We start from the raw sequence: 24074 nt of genomic DNA, 5'->3' as shown, positions 1-24074 counted from the left end.
GGCCGCCGGGCGACCGAAACTTCTTGATCAACGCCGACTGGGCGGGGGGTTGGGGGCGGGGTGGGGGGTTGGGGTGGGGGTTGGGGTTGGGGGTGGGTCATCGGGTGGCTCGGAGGGTGGCGTGCAGGTCTTGGAGGGGGCGGACCTGCATGTCGCCGCGGATGTGGGCCTCGATGCCCATCACCGCCGCCGCCGCGCCCGGGACGGTGGTGATGCAGGGGATGTCGGCCGTCACGGCGGCGCTGCGGATCTCGTAGCCGTCGGAGCGGGCGCTCGCCCCGGAGCCCTGCGGAGTGTTGATCACCAGCGCCACCTCGCCGCCGAGGATCATCGAGACCGCGTCCTCGCCCGCGCCCGACTCGTAGTGCTTGCGGATCTGCTCGCAGGCGATGCCGTGCCGGCGCAGCACCTCGGCGGTGCCGGTGGTGGCGACGATCTCGAAGCCGAGGTCGGCCAGGCGCTTGATCGGGAAGATCATGCCGCGCTTGTCCCGGTTGGCCACCGAGACGAAGATCCTCCCGGCGGTCGGCAGCGACCCGTACGCGGCGGCCTGGCTCTTGGCGAAGGCGTGGCCGAAGTTCGTGTCGATGCCCATCACCTCGCCGGTGGACTTCATCTCCGGGCCGAGCAGCGAGTCGATGCCCTTGCCCGACGGGGTGCGGAACCGCTTGAACGGCAGCACCGCCTCCTTCACCGCGATCGGCGCGTCCGCCGGCATCGTGCCGCCGTCGCCGGTCGGCGGGAGCAGCCCCTCGGCGCGCAGCTCGGCGATGGTGGCGCCGAGGGCGATCCGGGCCGCCGCCTTGGCCAGGGGCACCGCCGTGGCCTTGGACACGAACGGGACCGTCCGGGACGCCCGCGGGTTCGCCTCCAACACGTACAGCACGTCGTCCTTGAGCGCGTACTGGACGTTGAGCAGGCCGCGCACCCCCACGCCCCGGGCGATCGCCTCGGTGTACCGGCGCACCTCCGCCAGGTGCGAGCCGGCCAGGGTGATCGGCGGCAGCGCGCAGGACGAGTCGCCGGAGTGGATGCCGGCCTCCTCGATGTGCTCCATCACCCCGCCGAGGTACACCTCGCCGTCGGCGTCGCACAACGCGTCCACGTCGATCTCGATGGCGTCGTCGAGGAACCGGTCGACCAGGACCGGGCGGTCCGGGGAGATCTCGGTGGCCCGGCCGATGTAGTCACGCAGCGTCGGATCGTCGTAGACGATCTCCATGCCCCGCCCGCCCAGCACGTACGACGGGCGGACCAGCACCGGGTAGCCGATCTCCTCGGCGATCTCCTTGGCCTCCTCGTACGAGGTGGCCATGCCGTGCGCGGGGGCGCGCAGGCCGGCCCGGGCCAGCACCGACCCGAACGCGCCGCGCTCCTCGGCCAGGTGGATCGACTCCGGCGAGGTGCCGACCACCGGCACGCCCGCGTTCTTCAGCCGCTGCGCCAGGCCCAGCGGGGTCTGCCCGCCGAGCTGCACGATCACCCCGACCACGCCCGGCCCGCCGGCCGCCCGGCCGGACGAGTCCTCGGCGTGCCAGACCTCCAGCACGTCCTCGAAGGTCAGCGGCTCGAAGTAGAGCCGGTCGGCGGTGTCGTAGTCGGTGGAGACGGTCTCCGGATTGCAGTTGACCATCACCGTCTCGTAGCCGACCGCCCTGAGTGCCATCACGGCGTGCACGCACGAGTAGTCGAACTCGATGCCCTGGCCGATCCGGTTCGGCCCGGAGCCCAGGATGAGCACCTTGGGCCGGTCCGACGGCGCGACCTCGGTCTCGGAGTCGTACGTCGAGTAGTGGTAGGGGGTGGTCGCCTCGAACTCGGCGGCGCAGGTGTCCACCGTCTTGTAGACGGGCCGGATGTCGAGGCGGTGACGCAGCGTGCGTACCCCGTCCTCGGCGGCCAGCTCCGGCCGGAGCGCGGCGAGCTGCCGGTCGGACAGGCCGGCCCGCTTGGCCCGGCGCAGCAGGTCGCCGTCGAGCACCGGGGCGTCCACGATCTCCGCCCGCAGCTCCACCAGCGCGAGGATCTGGTCCAGGAACCACGGGTCCATCCCGCCGGTCGCGGCGGCGACCTCGGCGATCGACGCGCCGAGGCGCAGCGCCCGCTCGACGGTGTACAGCCGGCCGTCGTGCGGGACGCGCAGCGCGGCGAGGGTGTCCTCCCTGCTTACCCCCTGCGGGTCGGGCACGGTCCAGAAGCCGCCCGCTTTGGTTTCCATCGAGCGCATCGCCTTGTTCAGCGCCTCGGTGAAGTTGCGCCCGAGGCTCATCGCCTCGCCCACCGACTTCATGGTGGTGGTCAGCTCCGGGTCCGCGCCGGGGAACTTCTCGAACGCGAACCGGGGAATCTTCACCACCACGTAGTCCAGGGTCGGCTCGAACGCCGCCGGGGTCTTGCGCGTGATGTCGTTGGGGATCTCGTCGAGGGTGTATCCGATGGCCAGCTTCGCGGCGATCTTCGCGATCGGGAAGCCGGTCGCCTTCGACGCCAGCGCCGAGGAGCGGGACACCCGGGGGTTCATCTCGATCACGACGATCCGGCCGTCGGCCGGGTTGACCGCGAACTGGATGTTGCAGCCGCCGGTGTCCACCCCGACCTCGCGCAGCACGGCGATGCCCAGGTCGCGCAGGCTCTGGTACTCCCGGTCGGTCAGCGTCATGGCCGGGGCCACGGTGACGCTGTCGCCGGTGTGCACGCCCATCGGGTCGATGTTCTCGATCGAGCAGACCACCACCACGTTGTCGTTGCGGTCGCGCATGAGTTCGAGCTCGTACTCCTTCCAGCCGAGCACGCTCTCCTCGATGAGCACCTCGTGCACCGGGCTGGCGGCCAGCCCCGCCCCGGCGATCCGCGCCAGGTCTGAGTCGGTGTGCGCCATGCCGGAGCCCAGGCCGCCCATGGTGAACGACGGCCGGATCACCACCGGCAGGCCCAGCTCGGCGGCGGTGGCCTCGACCTCGGCCATGGAGTGACAGACCCGGGAGCGCGGCACCAGGCCGGTCGGCTCGGCGATGCCGATCCGGGCACCGGCCTTCGCCACGACGTCCTTGAAGAGCTGCCGGTCCTCGCCCCGGTTGATGGCGTCGATGTTCGCGCCGATCAGTTCCACGCCGTACTTCTCCAGCACGCCCGAGGCGTGCAGGGCGACCGCGGTGTTCAGCGCGGTCTGCCCGCCGAGGGTGGGCAGCAGGGCGTCGGGGCGTTCCTTGGCGATGACCAGCTCGACGAACTCCGGGGTGATCGGCTCGACGTACGTGGCGTCGGCGAACTCCGGGTCGGTCATGATGGTCGCCGGGTTGGAGTTGACCAGGCTGACCCGGATCCCCTCGCTGCGCAGCACCTGGCACGCCTGGGTGCCGGAGTAGTCGAACTCGCAGGCCTGCCCGATGACGATCGGCCCGGAGCCGATCACCAGAATGTGCTTGAGATCGGTCCGCTTAGGCATTCGTGCGCCCCTCGCTGTGGGTCCGGCCCTCGATGAGCTCGGCGAAGCGGTCGAAGAGGTAGTCCGCGTCGTGCGGGCCGGCCGCCGCCTCCGGGTGGTACTGGACGGTGAAGGCGGGCACGTCCTTCGCCCGCAGCCCCTCGACCACGTTGTCATTGAGGCAGACATGCGACACCTGGACGCCGCCGAACTCGGTCTCGATCACCTGGTCGGGGACGACCGCGCCCGGGGCCTGCACGGCGCCGGGCTCCTGGTCGCGGCCCGGCCAGGCGACCGCGAAGCCGTGGTTGTGGCTGGTCACCTCGACCTTGCCGGTGACCCGGTCGAGCACCGGCTGGTTGATGCCGCGGTGGCCGTAGCCGAGCTTGTACGTGCCGAAGCCCAGCGCCCGGCCGAGGATCTGGCTGCCGAAGCAGATGCCGAACAGCGGGATCCGCCGGCGCAGCACCTCCCGGGCGAGCCCGACCGGGCCGTCGGCGGTGGCCGGGTCGCCCGGGCCGGGCGAGATGAACACGGCGTCCGCGCCCGTGGCGAGCAGGTCTTCGATGCTCGACGAGGCGGGCAGCACGTGGGTGGTGACCCCGCGCGCGGCGAGCCGGCGCGGCACGTTGCGCTTGATGCCGAGGTCCAGCGCGGCCACGGTGAACCGGTGCGCACCGTCGGCCTCGACCACGTACGGCTGCGCCGTGCTCACCTCGGCGGACAGGTCCGCGCCGACCATCTGCGGCGCCTGGCGGACCCGGGCCAGCAGGGCGCGCGGGTCGTCGTCGACGCTGGAGATGCCGACCCGCATCGCGCCGCGCTCGCGCAGGTGCCGGGTCAGCGCCCGGGTGTCCACCCCGCCGATGCCGACCACGCCCTCGGCGGCGAGCCGGTCCTCCAGCCCGCCGGTGGCCCGCCAGTTCGAGCCGATCCGGGCCGGGTCGCGGACCACGTACCCGGCGACCCAGATCCGGCCGGACTCGTCGTCCTCGCCGTTGACGCCGGTGTTGCCGATGTGCGGCGCGGTCTGCACCACGACCTGCCGGTGGTAGGACGGGTCGGTCAGGGTCTCCTGGTAGCCGGTCATGCCGGTGTTGAAGACCGCCTCGCCGAAGGTCTCCCCGACGCTGCCGTACGCCTCGCCGTGGAACGTGCGACCGTCCTCAAGGACGAGAATCGCGGGACGCCTTCTCATTTAACAGCCTTTCCGTCCAGGACCGTCGGCTCGCCGCGCAGGAAGGTCGCCACGATGCGACCCGGCAGCGTCATGCGGGCGTACGGGGTGTTGCGACTGCGGCTGGCCAGCTCGGCGGGCTCGACGACCCAGCGGGCGGCCGGGTCGACCAGGGTGAGGTTGGCCGGCACGCCGGGGGCCGGGTCGAGGCCGTGGGAGTCGAGCCCGGCGATCCGGGCCGGTGCGCGGGACATCCGCTCGGCGATCAGCTCCCACTGCGGGCCGAGCACGTCCAGGGCGATCGACAGCGCCGTCTCCAGCCCGAGCATGCCCGGCCGGGCGTACGCCCACTCGCACTCCTTGTCCTCCACGGCGTGCGGGGCGTGGTCGGTGGCGATGATGTCGATCACGCCCTCGGCGAGCGCTGCGCGCAGCGCGGCGACGTCGGTGGCGGTGCGCAGCGGCGGGTTGACCTTGTACACCGGGTCGTAGGCGCCGGCCGGACTCCAGTTGTCCGCGAGTGCGGGGCTCGCAAGCTCACTTCTCCCGCTCACCGGGCTTCCGTTGTTCGCGAGTGCGGGGCTCGCAAGCTCACTCCTCCCGCTCACGACCTCGTCGGTCAGCAGCAGGTGGTGCGGGGTGACCTCGGCGGTGACCCGGACGCCGCGGGCCTTGGCCTGGCGCAGCACCTCGACGCTGCCGGCCGTGGAGACGTGGCAGACGTGCAGCCGGCTGCCGACGTGCTCGGCGAGCAGCACGTCCCGGGCGATGATCGCCTCCTCGGCGACCGCCGGCCAGCCGGTCAGCCCGAGCCGGGTGGACACCTCGCCCTCGTGCATCTGCGCGCCCTCGGTGAGCCGGGGCTCCTCGGCGTGCTGGGCGATGATCCCGTCGAACGCCTTGACGTACTCCAGGGCCCGGCGCATCAGCAACGGGTCGGCGACGCAGTGCCCGTCGTCGGAGAAGATCCGCACCTGGGCCGCCGAGTCGGCCATCGCGCCCAGCTCGGCCAGACGCTCGCCGGCCAGGCCGACGGTGACCGCGCCGATCGGCTGCACGTCGACCAGGCCGGCCTCCCGGCCGAGCCGCCAGACCTGCTCGACCACCCCGGCGGTGTCGGCGACCGGGGAGGTGTTGGCCATCGCGCAGACCGCCGTGTACCCGCCCAGCGCCGCCGCCCGGGAGCCGGACTCGACGGTCTCGGCGTCCTCGCGGCCCGGCTCGCGCAGGTGGGTGTGCAGGTCGACCAGGCCGGGCAGGGCGACCAGCCCGGTGCCGTCGACCACCGTGGCGTCCGGCGCGCTCAGCCCCTGGCCGGTGGCGGCGACGACGCCGTCGCGGATCAGCAGGTCGGCCGGCGCGGCGCCGACGACGCTCACGTTGGTGATCAGGTACGCGGTCACAGCTTGTTCCCCCCGAGCAGGAGATAGAGGACGGCCATCCGCACGGAGACCCCGTTGGCGACCTGTTCGACGATGGTGGAGCGGGGCGAGTCGGCGACCTCGGGCGTGATCTCCATGCCCCGGTTCATCGGCCCGGGGTGCATGACGATCGCGTGCTCGGGCAGCCGGCGCATCCGCGGCCCGTCGAGCCCGTAGCGGCGGGCGTACTCGCGGGCGGAGGGGAAGTAGGAGTCCTTCATCCGCTCCCGCTGCACCCGCAGCATCATCACCACGTCCACATCGGGGAGAACGACGTCGAGGTCGTAGGAGACGTCGGTGCCGGGGGCGAGGGCCGCCGCGATGTCGACGGGGATGAGGGTGGGCGGGCCGACGAGGGTGACCTTCGCGCCGAGGGTGGACAGCAGCAGCACGTTGGAGCGGGCCACCCGGGAGTGCAGCACGTCCCCGACCACCGCGACGTGCAGGCCGGCGAGCCGGCCCAGCCGGGAGCGCATCGTGTACGCGTCGAGCAGCGCCTGGGTGGGGTGCTCGTGGGTGCCGTCGCCGGCGTTGACCACCGACCCGTCCACCCAGTCGGCCAGCCGGTGCGGCGCTCCGGAGGCGGGGTGCCGGACGACCACCGCGTCGGCCCCCATGGCCTGGAGGGTGAGCGCGGTGTCCTTCAGGCTCTCGCCCTTGGCGACGCTGGAGCCCTTGGCCGAAAAGTTGATCACGTCGGCGCTGAGTCGCTTCGCCGCCGCCTCGAAGGAGATCCGGGTCCGGGTGGAGTCCTCGTAGAACAGGTTCACCACGGTCCGGCCGCGCAGCGCGGGCAGCTTCTTGACCTCGCGCCCGGCGACGGTGGCCATCTCGGCCGCGGTGTCCAGGATCTGGGTGGCGGTGGCGGCGTCCAGGTCGGCGGCGGAGAGCAGGTGGCGGATCACGCGAGCGCCTCTCCGTACAGCCGGACCTCGTCCGCGCCGTCGGTCTCGGCGAGGGTGACCCGCACGCTCTCGGCCAGCGCGGTCGGGATGTTCTTGCCGACGTAGTCGGCGCGGATGGGCAGCTGCCGGTGGCCCCGGTCGACCAGCACGGCGAGCTGCACCGAGGCGGGGCGGCCGACGTCGCCGAGCGCGTCGAGGGCGGCCCGGACCGTGCGGCCGGAGAACAGCACGTCGTCGACGAGGACGACCCGCTTGCCGTCGATCCCGCCGGGCGGAAGCTGGGTCGGGCCGACCGCGCGGGTGGCGTTGCGGCGCAGGTCGTCGCGGTAGAGGGTGATGTCGAGCACGCCCACCGGGACGGCGACGTCCTCGAAGGTGCCGATCCGGGCGGCGAGGCGCCTCGCGAGTGGGACTCCGCGGGTGGGTATGCCGAGCAGCACGGTGTCGGCGGCGCCCTGGGTCTTCTCGAGGATCTGGTGGGCGATGCGGTCCACCACGCGCGAGACGTCCGCTGCGGTGAGGATCACCTTCACCGAGGGTTGTCGCGGTGGCGACGGATGGGCAGCCGATGGGTAGGCCACGGCGGACCTCCTTCCCCGCCTCACGGGACGGGTCGTTAAAGGATGTCTGGCACCTCCGGCGGACCGCGAACGGCCGGGACCGGGGCTCACGCCACGTTACCAGCGGTCACGGGGCCTTCCGCCGCCGGCACTGACCCCAGGATCAGGGTGGCGAATCGGGATAACTCACCCTGTGCTCCCCAACGGTAGGGTCACGACCACTTGACCAGGTGTCGCAATCCCCGTACCGTCACGCTCCGTAGCGATCGCTGGGAGAACCCCGAGCAGCACTGGGAGTGTCCGAATGCCCTCTGAATACGCCAAGTCGCTGGGCGCCCGCCTGCGCTCCATCCGCCAGCAGCAGGGCCTGTCCCTGCAGGGGGTGGAGGAGAAGTCGAACGGGCGGTGGAAGGCCGTGGTGGTCGGCTCGTACGAGCGCGGTGACCGCGCCGTCACGGTGTCCCGCCTGGCCGAGCTGGCCGACTTCTACCGGGTGCCCGTCTCTGAGCTGCTGCCCGACGGCAGCGGGGTTCGTCACGAGCCCACCAGCAAGATCGTGCTGGACCTGGAGCGGCTCTACGACGAGGCCTCCGAGGAGCTGGCCTACGTCGCCCGGTACGCCCGCGCCATCCAGCAGCAGCGCGGCGACTACAACGGCCGGGTGCTCTCCATCCGCGCCGACGATCTACGCGCCCTGGCGATCGTCTACGACGCCTCGCCGTCCGGGCTGATCGAGCGCCTCACCGAGCACGGCGTGCTCGTCGCCGACCCGCGGGCGTTCTTCGCCTCCTGATCGAGGTCGACAGACGGAAGGGCCCGTGCCGGATGGCACGGGCCCTTCCCTCGTCGTACGGGTGCGGCGACGCCGCCGGCTCAGCGGGTGGCGTACTCGGCGATCCGGCCGAGCACCCCGTTGAGGAAGCGCGGCGAGTCGTCGGTCGACATCTGGCGGGCCAGCTCGACTGCCTCGCTGATCGCCACCGGGTCGTCGAGCTCGTCGACGTAGAGCAGCTCGTACACCGCGATCCTGGCCAGGTTGCGGTCGACGACCGGCATCCGGTCCAGCGTCCAGCCCTCGGCGTAGCTGGCGATCAGCTCGTCGATCCGGTCCAGGTGCGCGGCCACCCCCTCGACGAGGCCGACCGCGTACCCGAGGTGCTCCGGGTGAGGCTTCTCGATCCGCTGGAGGTAGCCGGCGAGCACCTCCACCGGAGGCCGGTTACGCAGGTCGGCCTCGTAGAGCACGTCCAGCGCCCGCTTGCGCGCCTTGCGGCGTGCCGGCATCTGTTGCTTGGCGCCCTCGGCCATCAGGCGCGGCCGAGGTAACGGCCGTCGCGGGTGTCGACCTTGATCTTCTCGCCGGTGGTGATGAACAGCGGCACGGGCACGGTCGCGCCGGTCTCGACGGTCGCCGGCTTGGTGCCGCCGGTGGAGCGGTCGCCCTGCAGGCCCGGCTCGGTGTAGGTGACCTCCAACACGACGGAGGTCGGCAGCTCGATGTACAGCGGCACGCCCTCGTGGGTGGCGACGGTCGCCTCGGCCTCGGGGAGGAGGTAGTTGGCCGCTTCCCCGACGGTGCCGTCCGGGACGGTGATCTGGTCGAACGTCTCCAGATCCATGAAGACGTAGTCTTCACCGTCGGCGTAGAGGTACTGCATGGTGCGCTTGTCCACGGTCGCGGTCTCGACCTTGGTGCCCGCGTTGAAGGTCTTGTCGACCACCTTGCCGGACAGCACGTTCTTCAGGGTGGTACGCACGAACGCGCCACCTTTACCGGGCTTGACGTGCTGGAACTCGACGACGGCCCAGAGCTCTCCGTCGAGGTTGAGTACCAGGCCGTTCTTCAGGTCGTTGGTGGAGGCCATTTCCTGCCTTGATCATCAATTGGCGGACAGACCTGGCAAGTCTACTGCCTGCCGCCGCCGGCCGTCCCCGCCGTCAGCCGCCGGCCGTCTCCGCGCCCGGGCGGGCCGCCAGGTGGTGCAGGGCGAGACGGTAGCCGTCGAGACCCAGGCCACAGATCACCCCGGTCGCCACGGCGGAGACCACCGAGTGCCGGCGGAACTCCTCCCGGGCGTGGATGTTGGAGATGTGCACCTCGACAAGGGGGGCCCGCAGCATCGCGCAGGCGTCCCGGACCGCGATCGAGTAGTGCGACCAGGCCGCCGGGTTGAGCACCACCGCCGCGCCCTCGTCGGCCGCCTCGTGCAGCCAGCCGACCAGCTCGTGCTCGGCGTCGGTCTGCCGGACCACCACGTCCAGCCCCAGCTCCCGGCCGGTCCGCACGCACAGCGTCACCAGGTCGGCGTAGCTGGTCGCCCCGTACACGTCGACCTGGCGGGTGCCCAGCCGGCCCAGGTTCGGCCCGTTCAGCACGTACACCCTCATGCTCTACCGCCCTTCGTTCGCGACTGCGGGGCTCCGCTGCGCTGCACTCCTCGCGCTCACCGGCTGACCTCCCGGTAGGCGGCGTGCAGCAGCTCGTCGTCCGGGCCCTCCAGGATCGTCGGGCGGGCCAGGCCGTCGAGCACCACGAACCGCAGCCGCGAGCCACGGGTCTTCTTGTCCACCCGCATCGCGGCCAGCAGCTGCGGCCACGCGTCGGCCCGGTAGCCCGTCGGCAGCCCGAGCGCCGTGAGCACCGTGCGGTGCCGGGCCGCGGTCGCGGCGTCCAGCCGACCGGCCAGCCGGGCCAGCTCGGCCGCGTAGACGAGGCCGACGGCGACGGCGTGCCCGTGCCGCCAGCGGTACTCCTCCACCTTCTCGATCGCGTGGGCCAGGGTGTGGCCGTAGTTGAGCACCTCGCGCACCCCGGACTCGCGCAGGTCGCCGGAGACCACGTCGGCCTTGACCCGGATCGCCCGCTCGATCAGCTCCCGCACCACCGGCGAGGTCGGGTCGGTGGCCGCGGCCCGGTCCCGCTCGACCAGGTCGAGGATCACCGGGTCGGCGATGAACCCGCACTTGACCACCTCGGCCAGGCCGGCCGCCAGGTCGGCCGGCGGCAGGCTGTCGAGCACCGTGAGGTCGCACAGCACCCCGACCGGCGGGTGGAAGCCGCCGACCAGGTTCTTGCCGGCCGCGGTGTTGATCCCGGTCTTGCCGCCGACGGCGGCGTCGACCATGCCGAGCAGCGAGGTCGCCACCGCCACCCAGCGCACCCCGCGCAGCCAGCAGGCCGCGACGAAGCCGGCCAGGTCGGTGACCGCGCCGCCGCCCACCCCGACCACCGCGTCGGTACGGGTGAAGCCCGCCTCGCCGAGCCGGTCCCAGCACCCGGCGGCCACCTCGACGGCCTTGCCCGCCTCGGCGTCCGGCACCTCCACGGTCAGCGGGGTCATCCCGACGGCGGCCAGGCGGGCGCCGAGCGCCTCGGCCAGCCCCTTCAGCGGGGGCGCGTGCAGCACCGCCACCCGGGTCGCGTCGGGCAGCAACGTCGGGAGCGCGTCGAGCAGGTCGCGTCCCACCAGCACGTCGTACGGCCGCTCACCACCGACCGGAATACGGGTCACCTCGTCCATCGCCCGGCAGCCTAGTCCAGCCGCCGGGTGCCAGGCGGCGACTGTCCACTCCGTGGCCGACGGGCGTGACCGGACGGCACCCCTCTCTTGGTCAGGTGTACGTGTCCACACCTTCCAGGAACCAGTCCGGCTCGTCGTCCGGGTCGCCCGGGGCGGATCCCGCGCCGCGTCCGTCGAGGCGGGTGTTCACCCCGGAGTACAAACTCGCGATCATCGCCGAGTACGAGAACGCCCCGAACGGAGAGAAATGCGCGATTCTGCGTCGGGGGGCTTGTACTCCTCACATGTCATTGAATGGGCGCGGGCCCGCGACGCCGGTGTCCTCACCGTCGCGGGCGCCGAAAGGTCCGCGTCCGGGGCAGACCCGGGAGAGACGCCGTCTGGCACGCATCCGGCACGGGTAAGGCCGGAACTCGTCGCGACCGGCCCATCACAGGCGTCCTACGGTCACATTCGCGACCTCGGACATCGAACGACAACCCGTATTCGGAAGCCCAGTTCAAAACGATGAAATACGTGCCGGACTTCCCGGAACGGTTCGGATCACTGGCCAACGCCCGATCCTTCTGCGACGCCTTCTTCACCGCCACAACCACGAACCCCGCCACTCCGGGATCGGGATGCACACCCCGGCGTCGGTCCACTACGGCACCGCCGAACAGATCCGCGAGCAGCGGCAGGCCACCCTCGACGCGGCCTACACCACACACCCGCACCGGTTCACCCGCCGCCCGCGACCACCCAAACTGCCCGAGACCGCCTGGATCAACCAACCCGCCCAGCAAACACAACCCGTCTCAGTGTGACTTGACAACTACCGCCCGTCGGCATTTAGCTGGGCAGAGTGGGGGGCAGCGTTGCAGCAAGGACCGGTCGACCATGCGGAGGTTCCCCCGATGAGCACACCCACGACCAGCGGCACCGACACCCGGGTGTCCGCCACCATCCTCGGCGCCGACATCCGGTTGCCTGCCACCATCCTCGGCGTCGGCCTCGGTGGCTTCGCCGACGGCATCGTGCTGCACCAGGTGCTCCAGTGGCACCACATGCTCAGCAGCACCGGCAGCGCCAACGTGGGGATGAAGGCGTACCCGGTGGACACCGTGCCCGGGCTGGAGATCAACACTCTGTGGGACGGGATCTTCCACGTGGTGACCTGGGTGGCGGTGCTGGCCGGCCTCGCACTGCTCTACTCCCGGGTGACCCAATCACGCGGCCGGCTGTGGCGCTCCCCCGTGCTGTGGGGCTGGGCGCTGGTCGGCTGGGGGCTGTTCAACCTCGTCGAGGGGATCGCCGACCACCACCTGCTCGGCATCCACCACGTGCGCGGGGGCCCGCACCAGACCTGGTGGGACCTCGGGTTCCTGGTGTTCGGGGCGGCGCTGGTCGCCGTCGGCTGGCTGGTGCAGCGCCGCGGCACGACTGTGGACCTCTGCGCCGACCAGCGGTGACCCCGGCCCATGCCGGCCACGACGGGTTCACCCCGGGGCCGGCGCTGCTCGTACCCCTGGCGCTGTTCTGGGTCTACCTCGCCGCCGCGCTGCGGCAGCGGGGTCCGGGCGGCGTCGGGTGGCCGCACCGGCGGACGGCGGCCTTCGGCGCCGGCGCGGGTTTGCTCGCGGTCGGGCTCGGCCTGCCGGCGGGCGGCTTCGCCGGGCACGCGTGGCAGCACCTGCTGATCGGCATGCTGGCGCCGCTGGGCCTGGTACTCGGCGCGCCGGTCACCCTGCTGCTGCGCACCGTGCACCGCCGGCGCGGCCGGGCGCTGGTCCGGCTGCTGCGCCGGCCGGCCCTGGCCGTGCTCGCCCACCCGGTCACCGGGCTGGCGCTGACCGCCGGCGGGCTGTACCTGCTGTACCTGACGCCGCTGTACCGGGCCACGGTGGCGCACCCGGCGGTGCACCACCTGGTGCACCTGCACTTCCTGCTCGCCGGCTGCCTGTTCACCTGGTCGGTCGCCGGCCCCGACCCCGGCCCGCACCGCCCCCGGGTGCCGGTCCGGCTGGTGGTGCTCGGCGTCGCCGTCGCCGCCCACGCCGCCCTCGCCCAACTCCTGTACGCCGGGCTCGCCGTGGACGTGCCGGGGCCGCCCGAGCAGCTCCGGGCCGGGGCGACGGTCATGTACTACGGCGGCGATCTCGCCGAGATCGCGCTCGCCCTGGCGCTGCTCGCCACCTGGCGGCCGGTGCGGAAGGACCCGAGGCCGGCGCGTCGGGCGCGTCCGGCGCGGGAGGCGGCCCGGTCCTGACCCCTCGCCACAGGGGCCGGGCTTGGGTCAGGGCTTGAGCAGGGCCGCGATCTCGGCGGCGATCTCCTCCGGGGCCCGCCCGTCGGTCACCACGGTCGCGGTCGCCACCTCGGCGTAGAGCGGGCGGCGCTGGTCCATCAGGTACTTCAGCGTCGCCCGCGGGTTGATCGCCAGCAGCGGCCGGCCGGCGCCCAGCCCGACCCGCTTCACCGCGTCGGGAAGCTCGACGCTCAGGTGCACCACGGTGTGCCCGATCAGGGCGGCCCGGTTCTCCTCCGCGAGCACCGCGCCGCCGCCGAGGGCGAGCACCCCCGCGCAGGAGGCCAGCGCCGCCGCGGTGGCGGCCCGTTCGAGGGTACGGAAGTGCGCCTCCCCCTCGTCGATGAAGATCTCCGGGATCGGCTTGCCGGCCAGCCGCTCGATGTCGGCGTCGGTGTCCCGGAACCCCACCCCGAGCAGCGCGGCGAGCGCCGTCCCGACGGTGGTCTTGCCGGAGCCCGGCGACCCGACGAGGACGACCACCGGTCGCGTCTGGTTCACCGGATCACCAGGGATTCGAGGTAGCCGGCCAGGTTCCGGCGGATCTCGGCCACCGAGTCGCCGCCGAACTTCTCCGTGGCGGCCTCCGCGAGCACCAGGGCCACCATCGCCTCGGCCACCACTGCGGCGGCCGGCACGGCGCACACGTCGGAGCGCTGGTTGATCGCCGTCGCCGCCTCCCCCGTGGTCACGTCGACGGTGGCCAGGGCCCGGTTCAGCGAGGAGATCGGCTTCATGGCCGCCTTCACCCGCAGCGGCTCGCCGGTGGTGATGCCGCCCTCCAGGCCACCGGCCCGGTCGGTCACCCGGCGCACCCCGGTCGCGGTGGGGATGATCTCGTCGTGCGCCTCGGAGCCGCGGGAACGGGCCTGCTGCCAGCCGTCGCCGATCTCCACGCCCTTGATCGCCTGGATCGACATCAGCGCCGTGGCGAGCCGGGCGTCGAGCTTGCGGTCCCACTGCACGTGGCTGCCCAGGCCCGGCGGCACCCCGTACGCCAGCACCTCGACCACGCCGCCGAGGGTGTCGGCGGCCTTCTTCGCGGCGTCGACCTCGGCGACCATCCGGGCGCTGGCCTCCGGGTCGAGGCAGCGCAGCGGGTCGGCGTCGATGCGCTCGGCGTCGTCCGGCGTCGGGCGCAGCCCTGGCTTCGCGGCGACCGGGCCCAGCTCCACCACGTGCGAGACGATCTCGATGCCGAGGGTCTGTTTGATCAGCGCCTTCGCCACGGTGCCGACGGCGACCCGGGCGGCGGTCTCCCGCGCGCTGGCCCGCTCCAGGATCGGCCGGGCGTCGGTGTGGCCGTACTTCTGCATGCCGGCCAGGTCGGCGTGGCCCGGGCGCGGGCGGGTCAGCGGCGCGTTGCGGGCCTGCTGGGCCAGCTCGTCGGGGTCCACCGGATCGGCGGCCATCACGGTCTGCCACTTGGGCCACTCGGAGTTGCCGATCCGGATGGCCACCGGGCTGCCCAGGGTGACGCCGTGCCGGAGCCCGCCGATCACCTCGACCTCGTCCCGCTCGAACGCCATCCGGGCGCCCCGGCCGTAGCCGAGCCGGCGGCGGGCCAGCTCACCGGCGATCTCGCCGGTGGTCACCTCGATCCCGGCGGGCACGCCCTCCATCATCGCGACGAGGGCGGCACCGTGCGATTCACCTGCAGTCAGCCAGCGCAACACGTCGGCAAGTCTGTCACGACCGGGTTACGTCCCACCGCGCCGCCCGCCGTGTCCCGCCCTGCGGACACCGACGGGAGCGGTACGACGGTACGCGGTGCCACCGGCGCCACCCGCCGAGCTCCGCGCCGATCAGTCCCTCGGCGTGCCGCTGCGCACTTCGGGATTCATCGCGATCCACTGATCTGCGACCCCCTCCGGCACGTCGCGGATCGACAGGGCGCCGCCCTTGCGCTCTCGCGGGTACTGCGGGGGAATCACCCGGGCTCCCAGGTAGGAGGACACCCCCTGGAGGGCCAGCGCGGCGGACACGAACACGTACGGCAGGTACGAGAACGCCAGGTCCAGCCAGGCGCGGAGCAGAGCCGCCGCGCCGATCACGACGACGACCAGCCGTGCGGGGCCGAGCAGCAGCGTCTCCAGCCGCTGCACGGTGAGCGCCCGGCGCATCCGTTCGGCGGAGCGCGGATCAAAGGGAAGGGTGACCCTCCGCGACCGCCGGAACAGCGACGCCCGCCAGGGCCGGACAGCCAACGGCCCGGCCGGGCTGCCGTCGGCCAACGAGATCGAGGGGAACCTCAGCGAGGCAACCACCTGACGTGGAATGACGAGTTCCTTGCGGGACACCTGACCCCTCCCGGAGGGCCTGGGTGTCACGGAAGGCCCCGTGACACCCAGGCACGATCACGCTATCGGCATCCGAAGTTGTTGATGCCGGCGTACGGCACCATCCACTTCAAGGTGAATCCGTAGACGCCTGTGAACCAGAAGCCCCTGTTACTGGTGCACCTCCAGGAGTAGAGCCAGTCGACGAGAAGGCTGGCCACGAGGGCGATGGCCCAACGCCGCACCTTCGCGATATCGACCTGCTTAAGTGCCTGCCATAGTGACGCCGCGCTGCCCGACTTCGCGATGGCGACCGCCTCACCGTGCGACAGGTTGCACCGGAACTTCCACTCCCACCGGTAGGGGATGCCCCAGCGGTTCCGGTACGTCTTCTTCTTGCCGTACCGGTAGCACGAGATCTCTCCGCTGACGTCCGCGCAGTTGACCGGGTCCGCGTTGCAGTACTCGTACGCGTTCGCATTGCCTCCGTAGACCGGGTCGACCGAGAGGAAGCGGCCGGTGGCGGTGTTGTACAGCCGCGATCCCATCAGGATCATCCCGTTCGGCGTATCCGAGGCGCGTTGCTCGGAGCCGAGCCACCCGTACCGCCGCGACCCGGTGTCGGCCGAGTTGCGGGACTGCCCCAGTTCGGTCTGCTCGCTGGTGTAGGTGAGCCCCGGGAGGGACTCGGCCATCCCGGCGACGTGATCGCCGTGGAGATTGGTGATCACCCAGTCGAGGCCGGTGCTGTTGCCGAAGACGCCGATCATCCGCGACAGGCCGGCGATCGAACGGGTGAAGGTGATGCCACCCTCCTCGGTCCACGACGGGTTGTCGCCGTCGTCGCCGTAGTGGTTGCGACGGGCGACCGCCGCGCCCGAGCCGTTGTCGGTCCACGAACGGATCCGGTTGCTGACCACGTCCACGGTGTACGTCGACACGCGGGTGCCCTGCGTGATCGAACGGACCATGTCGTTGACGTAGTAGGCCATCTGGGAGTCGGCCCCGCCGGTCGGGACGTCCACCGCCGGCGCGACCGTGGCACGCCCGAGCGCGTCGTGCGTGTACCCGGTCGTCGCGCGGTCCGCGCTGTCGTACTCCCAGAGCTTGCCGGTCGCTGCCGTGCTGGTCTGACACACGCCACCGGCACCGGGCGAGTACGAGTCTGCGGCGGTGCGGTTGCCGGCCGGGTCCAGGGTGTAGACCCGCGTCGTGCACTGACCGCCGACGGTGTCCCGCACCCGCAGGAGTCGGCCCGCTTCGTCGTAGTCCATCAGTTGTGCCGACAGGGTGGACTGGCGGGAACGCTGTTCGCCGTGCGCGTTGGCGGCGACGGTTTCGCTGTAGACGGTGCAGTCGGGCTGTCCGCAGCCCGGCTGCACGTAGACGACCCCGTTGATGGCGCCCGTCTCGTCATAGGTGGAGGTGACGGAAACGCCGTTCGGCCACACCTCGCCGGTGAGGCGCTCGTCCGTGTCGTATTGGCCGGTTACCGTGCCGGCCTGCGTGTCGACGACCTGGGTCGGCAGGGCGCGCCGCTCGGCGCCCCCGTCGTACGTAAGCGTTCGGCTGCCCTTTCCGTCGTTCACCGTCACCGGCTGGGACAGCAGGTTGTAGGTCGTCGTGGAGACGGTGCCGTCCGCGTCGGTGTAGGAGGTCTGCCGGCCGAGACCGTCGTAGGCTCGGACGATCTCCGCCGTCACAACGTTCGCGGCGTTGATCGACTGGGTACGCAGGAGGTTGCCGCTGGCGGCCTCGTACACGTTGCGACGCTTCTCGAGCGGCTCACCCTGACCTGGCGCCGAGGCGGTCGACTCGTACTCCCGCCCGGCCGCATCATAGGTGATTTCCGTACGGCGAAGCTCCACCGTTCCGGATTTCTCGATCTTGGCCCTGACCTGGCCATACACGTCGTACGTCGTCAGTTCCGCCGCCAGCGGATGGCCGATCTCGGGCTGCCCACCGGCCTGCGCGCGACACACCAGGCCCGCCCACTCGGCCCGGGCCCCGCACTCGGGATAGGTCGGGTTGGCCGCCGCCGTGTAGTGCACGGTCACCCGCGTCGCCGGCGTGGAACTCACCCCACCGCCGCCGGGCGTGGTGTGCAGCGTGACCCGGCCGGCGGAGTCGTACTCGGTGCGGGTGACCATGTCGAGCCCACCCGGGTCGACGGTGACCTCCTTCGGCTGCTTGAGGGTCCAGTCGTACTGCGTCGTGGTGCTCCGGACGTCCTCGTCGACCGTCTGCCCCGCCACGACGTGGCTGACCGAGACCCGGACGGTGGTGGCCAGGCCGAAGGGAACATCGGACGCGGGCGCGCCCTCGTCGTACGTGTAGCGGGTGTGGGTGCGGCCCCGGACCACGGTGCCCGCCGCCAGTGTCACATCGTGCTCGGGTCCGAAGGTCTCGACCATCTGCTGACCGTCGGCCGAGTAGACCGAAACGTCCGACAGCTTGGCCGCAATTTGGGCCTCGATGGCGGCGCTGTCACTGCCGGAGGCGTCCAGGGCTCGCTTGCGGTTGCCTGCCGTCAACTCACCGACCAGGTTTCCGTAACCGTCGTACCAGGCGGTGGCGATGGCTCCGCCCGGCCGGGCGGTGTTCACCGTACGGGCGTTGGCGTCGACGTAGGTCACCGACGCGCGCTCGTACGAGCCGGGCAGCGTGCCGGTGGCGGGATCGCCGGTCGGCACCTGCGTGGGCGGGAAGATTGCGGTGGCGTCGGTCGGCGGCTCCGTCTGCCCCCACCGGGCGGTCTGCCCGCCGGACAGGTCGTACGGCGCGCCGCTGCCCGAGGTCGGGACCTGATAGACCACGGTCTCGACCGCCGTGCCGGCGGTGAGCGCGGACCGGGTGACCTTGTGCAGGCGGCCCTTGCCCGGGTCGTTCGGCACGGTGGTGTAGGAGAACTGCCACGTCTGCTCCGCTGGCGGGGTCAGCGAGACGATGATCCCGTCGCCGTTGTAGTAGTAGACCGTGCGCAGTTGCTGCGTGCCGCCGCTGGTGTAGTCAAGACGAGGGTCGGAGAAGGTCCGCAGCCGGCCACCGTTGTCGTAGGTGTAGCGGGCCAGCACGACGGTCCGCATCGCCGGGGTCGCCAGGTCCGGGTCCCAGGCCGTGTAGGAAATCTGCTTCACCCGGCCCGCGTAGTCGCCCCAGGTGCCGTCGGCCAGGCCGGTGGCGGTCGTGGCGGTGGCGTAGGTAAAGGTCAGCGCGCGGCACCCCTTGACCAGCGTCGTGCAGGTGACGCCCGCCGGGACCGGAGCCAGCATCCGGGTCGGCCGCATGATCTCGTTCGAGCCGACGGTGGCCTTCTCCCACGAGTACGTCGTGGTGTTGCCCGACCCCGGCGCGATGGCCGCAGTCGGGGTGTAGACGTTGGCCGGGTCGGTCGACGTCCGGGTGAAGGTGACCACGTTGCCCGCACCATCGGCGAGGGTGAAGGTGCTGGTGGCGGAGTTGAAGGTCAGGTTGTAGGACTCGGCACCGGACTGGGATTCGTAGTTCACCCCCGCGCTGTCGACCTTGGTGAATCCGATGGTCGAGTCGTTCGGCAGCTTGACCTGCACGAGGCTGCCGTACGTGGTCAGCCGGGTGAAGGGCGCATCCGCATCCGTCACGACGAGACCGGAGACCCAGCCCGGCCCGAAGAGCGGGTCCAGGCCGCCCGGCTGGCGGCTGTTGACCGTACGCGAGATGCCCAGGCCGGGCACCGACACGTCCGACTGAGAGATCTGGTAGTTGCCGGTGACCAGGTTGACCGAGCCGGGGCCGACCTGTCCCGTGTCGGCCGAGGCGAGGTTGCGGTCGAACCGGAACTTCACGTTGTCGGCCGGTGCTCCGTTGCTGCTCAGGTTGAAGTAGGCCCGCACCTGCACCGGCCCGTCCCGCGGAATGCTCGCCCCGTCGACCGAGGCGAGGGTGGCGGCCACGTCCCAGTTCAGCTTGGGGGCCATGCCGGAGGTGAGGGCGACGGGCCAGGTCACCGCCCCGCCGCCGACGGCGTACGTGACGTGGGCGGTGGGGATGGCGACCCAGGCGTCGGAGCCGGCCCGCCGCCACTGGTAGGTGGCGTTCGCGAAGGACGGCGCGGCGGTCGAGCCAAGCACCACCTTCGCCCCGCTGACGTCGCCGGCCTTCGGCGAGGTGACCGCGCCGGTGCCCACCTTGAACGGGTAGCTGCGCACGTCGGTCACGTTGTTGGCCGAGTCGCGGGTGCGCGCCCAGATGTTGTGCCAGCCCGGGGTCAGCGGGGTGATGCTGACCGTCGCGTTGGCGCCCGGGGTGGCGGTGTTGACGACCTTGTTCAGGGTCTGCACGTCGAGGCTGTACTCGTAGGCCGCCGCGTCGGCGATGCCGTTGGCCTCGAAGGTGAAGCTGCCAGCGACGTTCGCGTCACCGCCCCACTGGTTCTCCGGGTAGGTGGTGGAGCTGATGACGGGCGGGCTGCCGATCGACGTGTCGACGGTGAACTCGCAGAACGCCGACCAGGTCCCGTTGACCGTGCCGTCGTTGCCCCGCACCCGCCACTTGTACGAGGTGTTGTGGGTGAACGTCGCCGCCGGAACGGTGGTGCTGAACGTCGAGCCCGACGCTGCGGTGCCGGTGATCGCGCTGCCGAGCTTGGTGGTGTCGGTCAGCGTCCACCACTCGAACTCGGCCTTGACCGTCGACCCCTCGGCGTCGGCGACGACCGACTTGAGCTGCGGGGTCGCGGTGTTCACCGCGGGCCGGGATGCCCCGGTCGCGCAGGCGGTGGCCGGCACCGTCGAGCGGGTGCCGACGGTGGGGTACGAGTTGTAGTTCACCACCGCGTACGGGACCTGGCTGTTGTCGGCCGCGTTGCGGGAGCGGAACTGCTTGAAGCTGTTGGGGCTGGTCTCGTCGGTGCCCCGCACGCCCATGTAGGCGGTGGACTGGTTGGCGGTGGCGGCCCGCTGGAAGAAGGTCGTGCCGCTGATGCTCACCCAGCCGTCGGCACATGCGGTGCCGCCCTTGGTCTGGGTCGAGGTCGCCTCCTGCTGCAGCCAGGTCGGCTGGGTCCCCCACCGGGTCGCCGAGGAGGCGGCGCCGGTGGTCCAGATCTCCCAGGAGGTGGCGGTGCAGGTGTTCGACCAGAAGTTCCAGAAGTTCACCGTCGCCGAGGTGATCTGCTTGCCCCGCAGCGCGGAGACGCCCCAGTGCACGAAGGACCGGGCCTTGGTGTTCGGCGTGCCGGCCAGCAGGCCGAGCTGGAGGTCGTTCGCCCCGCCCCGGTCGACATTGTCGCCCTCCTTCACGTACGTGTCGAACGTCGTGTAGAGGGGGTTGATCTGTGGGTCGATGGTCACCGGGTACTGGGTGGCCGGGTCCTTGAGCCACGTCAGGTCCGGGGTCAGCCGCATGGTAAGGCCGTTGGCCTGGGCCGACTGCGCGGTGGGCCGCTCGGACTTCGCCGCCACGACCGTCCGCCGGGTCGGTTCCTCCGTGCCCGGGTTGCGCCGGGCGTCCCACATCTCCGGCGCTGGCACGGCCGCGATCGGCCGGCCCTTGGCGTCCTTGAGCAGCAGCCCGCCGGAGCTGTCCTGGCTGAACGAGGAGAGCCCCTTGCCGGTCAGCGGGAACGCCAGCGCCGGGAGTCGGTCCACCGCCTGGCGGTTCTTCACGGTCAGGAACTGCGAGAAGCCGGTCCGGGTGGCCTCGACCACCAGGTCGATGCCGGCGGCCACCTCCGGATAGGTGGCCCGGTTACCGGTGAGCACCGGAGCGGGCAGGGCGCCGGCCCAGCCCATGCTCAGCCGGCCGTCGCCGACGCTGACCGCAGCCAGTTCCCCGCCGGGCTTGCGGGCGCCGGAGATCCGAAGGTCCAGCGGGTGCGCCTGGGCCCGCACCGAGCCGTCGGCGGCGGGCTGGAGGGTGAGGTCGATCGGCACCCACCGGTTGTCGCGCCGGATCCGCACCGGGCTGGCGTGGACGGTCGCCTCCACCTGCCCGTTCGGGTGGGCGACGTATTCCGCGCTCTCGGTGGTCATGCCGGTGATCCGGACCCGCTTGCCGGTCAGCCGCGCGGTGACCAGCGCGGCCATCTCGTCGGGGCGGTCCAGGACCCGGTCCGGCGCCTTCGTCGGCGTGGCCTCCGCCGGGCGGTTGGGCACGTCGGTCAAGGTGACCGCGAGGACCGCCGCCAAGCCGGCGAGGGTGAAGCGACCCAGCCCTGTTCTGCTGAGTCTGGAGACTTGAACGATTGACGCGAATCTTGCACGCGCAGGAGCCACTGACGGCCCTCCCCTGGGGTCGACTGGGCATTGAGTGACGTGAACGCTACGGTGCGTCATAGATCTTGGTCAATCAATACTTTGAGCGACTGTCGGGCCACCCAGAGAAGGCCAGGTCAGCCGTCCGTGGAAGTTCCACCGATCACGAACAGCAACGGAGTGAGCTGGTCAAATAGGAATATATCGATCGACTTGAAAGCTAAATGAGCTGATTGATCCCGGCCCGGCCGGAGATCGAGTGAAATGGGCGGTGCGGGCCGCCTCCCCGTGACGGCCCGCACCGTGGAGGGTCAGCGCTCGGCGAGCGTACGCGCGTCGGCGGCGATCACCCGGGCCACGCCGGCGGGCAGGAGCTTGCCGGCCTGCCGGTCGGCGTACCGGGCCAGCTCGGTGTACCGGGCCTTGACCAGATGGTTGGTGAGCACGGTGAGGGCCTGGTCCTGGGCGCCGGAGGTGAGCACCAGGTGCCCGAGGCCGGCCGGGGTGACCACGACGGTGAAGGTGGCCTCGGCGGTCGCGGCGCCCTTGGGGCCGCTCGCCTCCGCGCGGAGCTGGTGCTTTCCGGGCGCCAGCCGGGTCAGGTTGAGCGGCTGACCCACCGGGACCGCCTGGCCGTCGAGGGTGACGGTCACGGCGTCGGCATCGGTGGCCGGCACGGTGAGCACGGGGCGCTGCGCCCGGTCCAGCTTCGCGCCGTCCGCCGGGGCGGCGATCGAGACGGTCGGCGCGGCGGCGCCGAGCTGGCCGGCCGCGCTCCAACCGGCCAGCTCCGCCGGCCGGTTGGTGATGATGCCGTCGGTGCCGATCCGCTCCAACCGCTGCCACTCGGCTGGCGAGTCGACCGTCCAGGCAAGCACCGCGACGCCGGCGGCGTGCAGGTCGGCCACCACAGCGGGCCGGGCCAGCAGCGCCGCCCCGGTCGGGTTGTAAGCGGTCAGGCCCAGGTCCCGGGAGACGGCGACCGGGTCGGCGTCCAGGCTGCTCCGCAGCAGGCCGAGCGGCAGCTCGGGGGCGAGTTCCCGGGTGTACCGCAGCGCGTTGACCTCGAAGCTCTGCACGAAGACCCGGCCGGTCATCCGCTCGGCGCGGATCACCTCGACGATCCGGGCCACCTCGTCGCGGGTGTGCGCGCCCTTGATCTCCAACAGCAGGTTGCCACCCCGGGTGCGCAGGTCGGTGAGCTGCTCGGCCAGCGTCGGCAGCCGGGCCCCGGCGTACTGCGGGGCGAACCAGGAGCCGGCGTCGAGGGCCTTGAGCTGGGCGGCGGTGAGGCTCCGGATCGCGCCCGTGCCGTCGGTGGTGCGGTCGACGGTGGCGTCGTGCAGCACGAACGGCACCCCGTCGCGGCTCGGCTGGACGTCGTTCTCCACGAAGTCCGCGCCGGCCCGCCGGGCGGCCTCCTGCGCGACGAGGGTGTTCTCCGGGGCGACGGCGGACGCGCCGCGGTGCGCGACCACGGCCAGCGGGGCGCCGGCCGGGCGCAGGTAGCCGTTGGGCGGCAGTTCGGTGACCCGCACGTCGTCGAAGGAGACACTGCCCCCGTTGACGACCAGCGCCTGTCCGCCGTCGGTGGACCGGGTCAGGCTGCTGGTGCGCAGCAGCTGCCGGCCGTCGAGGAACCAGCGGGCCTGGTTGCCGTGCACCTCCACGGCGACCTTCACGTCCCGCCCGGTGCCGGCGGCGTATCCGGCGGAGCCGGTGTCGGTGACGTTCCAGGCGTTGGCGGTGGTGAGCTGGGAGAACTCCAGGCCGTTGGCGGCCGTGGTGCCGCTGCGCATGGTGGCGATCCACCAGGGGGCGCTGCCGTCGGCGGGCACGTCCAGGCCGAGCGCCGTCCACCGGGTCGCCTCGGTGACGGACTCGAACCGAACGGTGGCGGAGAACCGAAAGTCGGTCAGGTGCCGGCCGAAGGTGATCTTCTTCGTGCCGCTGGTGGCGGTGCCGCGCAGCCGGCCGTCGCGCACCGTCCACTCGCCGTCGATCGCCCGCCAGCCGGCGGGCAGCGTACCGGAGGAGAAGTCCTCGGCGACGACGACGTCGCCGGGCTGGGCGGCTGCGGGGGCGGAGGTCTGGACGGCGGCGAGCACGCCGGCGGTCGTGGCGAGTGCCGCGAGGGCGGTGACGGTCCGACGCGGGCGTCGCCGCCCAGTGGGATGGGAGAACGTCAACATGACCGCAGACGCTAGGGACCGCACCGGAACGGGCGGTGTCGTCGCCGTCGACACGCGACCGAACTGCGGATGTAC

At 71.9% G+C, this 24074-nt stretch carries 18 protein-coding genes and 1 pseudogene; 4 read left to right on the top strand and 15 right to left on the bottom strand.

Going from position 1 to position 24074, the window contains the following annotated elements; all coding sequences use genetic code 11:
* Window positions 1–97: 97 nt before the first annotated feature.
* The 5 genes from carB to pyrR are packed head-to-tail and all read right to left on the bottom strand — an operon-like array spanning window position 98 to window position 7508.
* Window positions 98–3445 carry a carbamoyl-phosphate synthase large subunit gene (gene carB / locus OG617_RS25435; RefSeq protein WP_405095474.1) on the bottom strand — a complete coding sequence of 1116 codons (3348 nt, stop codon included), beginning with the start codon at window positions 3443–3445 and terminating at the stop codon, window positions 98–100.
* On the bottom strand, window positions 3438–4622 hold the full coding sequence (gene carA / locus OG617_RS25430) for a glutamine-hydrolyzing carbamoyl-phosphate synthase small subunit (protein WP_405095473.1): 1185 nt from the start codon (window positions 4620–4622) through the stop codon (window positions 3438–3440). Before carA ends, carB begins: the two co-directional genes overlap by 8 nt.
* Window positions 4619–6004 (bottom strand): dihydroorotase, encoded by a 1386-nt coding sequence (locus OG617_RS25425; protein ID WP_405095472.1) that lies wholly within the window; start codon window positions 6002–6004, stop codon window positions 4619–4621. The genes carA and OG617_RS25425 overlap by 4 nt, the downstream gene beginning before the upstream one ends.
* Entirely contained in the window at window positions 6001–6927 is a 927-nt protein-coding gene (locus tag OG617_RS25420) for an aspartate carbamoyltransferase catalytic subunit (RefSeq protein WP_387019148.1), read from the bottom strand. Before OG617_RS25420 ends, OG617_RS25425 begins: the two co-directional genes overlap by 4 nt.
* A complete protein-coding gene (gene pyrR, locus OG617_RS25415) occupies window positions 6924–7508 on the bottom strand; it encodes a bifunctional pyr operon transcriptional regulator/uracil phosphoribosyltransferase PyrR (protein ID WP_405095471.1) in 585 nt (194 codons plus the stop codon). Before pyrR ends, OG617_RS25420 begins: the two co-directional genes overlap by 4 nt.
* Window positions 7509–7791: 283 nt before the next feature.
* Between pyrR and OG617_RS25410 the strand changes: the two genes are divergently transcribed.
* The gene (locus OG617_RS25410) at window positions 7792–8280 is read left to right on the top strand and encodes a transcriptional regulator (protein WP_091436620.1); all 489 of its coding nucleotides are present in this window, start codon (window positions 7792–7794) and stop codon (window positions 8278–8280) included.
* Between the two features lie 80 nt (window positions 8281–8360).
* Here OG617_RS25410 and nusB read toward each other — a convergent pair whose 3' ends face one another.
* From nusB to OG617_RS25385, 5 genes are all read right to left on the bottom strand, one after another.
* Window positions 8361–8771 (bottom strand): transcription antitermination factor NusB, encoded by a 411-nt coding sequence (gene nusB / locus OG617_RS25405; protein WP_405103948.1) that lies wholly within the window; start codon window positions 8769–8771, stop codon window positions 8361–8363.
* 23 nt (window positions 8772–8794) lie between these two features.
* Window positions 8795–9352 carry an elongation factor P gene (gene efp, locus OG617_RS25400; protein WP_387019143.1) on the bottom strand — a complete coding sequence of 186 codons (558 nt, stop codon included), beginning with the start codon at window positions 9350–9352 and terminating at the stop codon, window positions 8795–8797.
* 73 nt (window positions 9353–9425) lie between these two features.
* Window positions 9426–9875, bottom strand: a complete 450-nt coding sequence (gene aroQ / locus OG617_RS25395) for a type II 3-dehydroquinate dehydratase (RefSeq protein WP_405095470.1) — start codon at window positions 9873–9875, stop codon at window positions 9426–9428.
* 56 nt (window positions 9876–9931) lie between these two features.
* Window positions 9932–11008, bottom strand: a complete 1077-nt coding sequence (aroB, locus tag OG617_RS25390; RefSeq protein WP_405095469.1) for a 3-dehydroquinate synthase — start codon at window positions 11006–11008, stop codon at window positions 9932–9934.
* A 91-nt stretch (window positions 11009–11099) separates the two neighbouring features.
* Complete coding sequence (locus OG617_RS25385; protein ID WP_405095468.1) at window positions 11100–11222, bottom strand: hypothetical protein; 123 nt, start codon at window positions 11220–11222, stop codon at window positions 11100–11102.
* A 221-nt stretch (window positions 11223–11443) separates the two neighbouring features.
* Here OG617_RS25385 and OG617_RS25380 point away from each other — a divergent pair.
* The 3 genes and pseudogenes from OG617_RS25380 to OG617_RS25370 form a co-directional block, all read left to right on the top strand.
* Window positions 11444–11814, top strand: a pseudogene (locus OG617_RS25380) (integrase core domain-containing protein); the annotation flags it as partial.
* A gap of 90 nt (window positions 11815–11904) precedes the next feature.
* Entirely contained in the window at window positions 11905–12459 is a 555-nt protein-coding gene (locus OG617_RS25375; protein ID WP_405095467.1) for a DUF2243 domain-containing protein, read from the top strand.
* A complete protein-coding gene (locus OG617_RS25370; RefSeq protein ID WP_405095466.1) occupies window positions 12456–13256 on the top strand; it encodes a cytochrome c oxidase assembly protein in 801 nt (266 codons plus the stop codon). Before OG617_RS25375 ends, OG617_RS25370 begins: the two co-directional genes overlap by 4 nt.
* Before the next feature lie 27 nt (window positions 13257–13283).
* Here OG617_RS25370 and OG617_RS25365 read toward each other — a convergent pair whose 3' ends face one another.
* The 5 genes from OG617_RS25365 to OG617_RS25345 form a co-directional block, all read right to left on the bottom strand.
* Window positions 13284–13796, bottom strand: coding sequence for a shikimate kinase (locus OG617_RS25365; protein ID WP_396684038.1), 513 nt, complete (start codon window positions 13794–13796; stop codon window positions 13284–13286).
* Entirely contained in the window at window positions 13793–14971 is a 1179-nt protein-coding gene (aroC, locus tag OG617_RS25360; protein WP_405095465.1) for a chorismate synthase, read from the bottom strand. Before aroC ends, OG617_RS25365 begins: the two co-directional genes overlap by 4 nt.
* A gap of 129 nt (window positions 14972–15100) precedes the next feature.
* Entirely contained in the window at window positions 15101–15595 is a 495-nt protein-coding gene (locus OG617_RS25355; protein WP_405095464.1) for a hypothetical protein, read from the bottom strand.
* Window positions 15596–15657: 62 nt separating this feature from the next.
* On the bottom strand, window positions 15658–21741 hold the full coding sequence (locus tag OG617_RS25350) for an RHS repeat-associated core domain-containing protein (protein ID WP_405095463.1): 6084 nt from the start codon (window positions 21739–21741) through the stop codon (window positions 15658–15660).
* Window positions 21742–22118: 377 nt separating this feature from the next.
* Window positions 22119–23999: a glycerophosphodiester phosphodiesterase family protein gene (locus tag OG617_RS25345; protein ID WP_405095462.1), complete on the bottom strand. Its 1881-nt coding sequence runs from the start codon at window positions 23997–23999 to the stop codon at window positions 22119–22121.
* Window positions 24000–24074: the final 75 nt, after the last annotated feature.

It is taken from the genome of Micromonospora sp. NBC_01412, from assembly GCF_045040215.1.
Taxonomy (GTDB): domain Bacteria; phylum Actinomycetota; class Actinomycetes; order Mycobacteriales; family Micromonosporaceae; genus Micromonospora; species Micromonospora rubida.
Note: the sequence above shows the minus strand (reverse complement) of the source record. Positions and strands in the feature narration are given on the sequence as shown.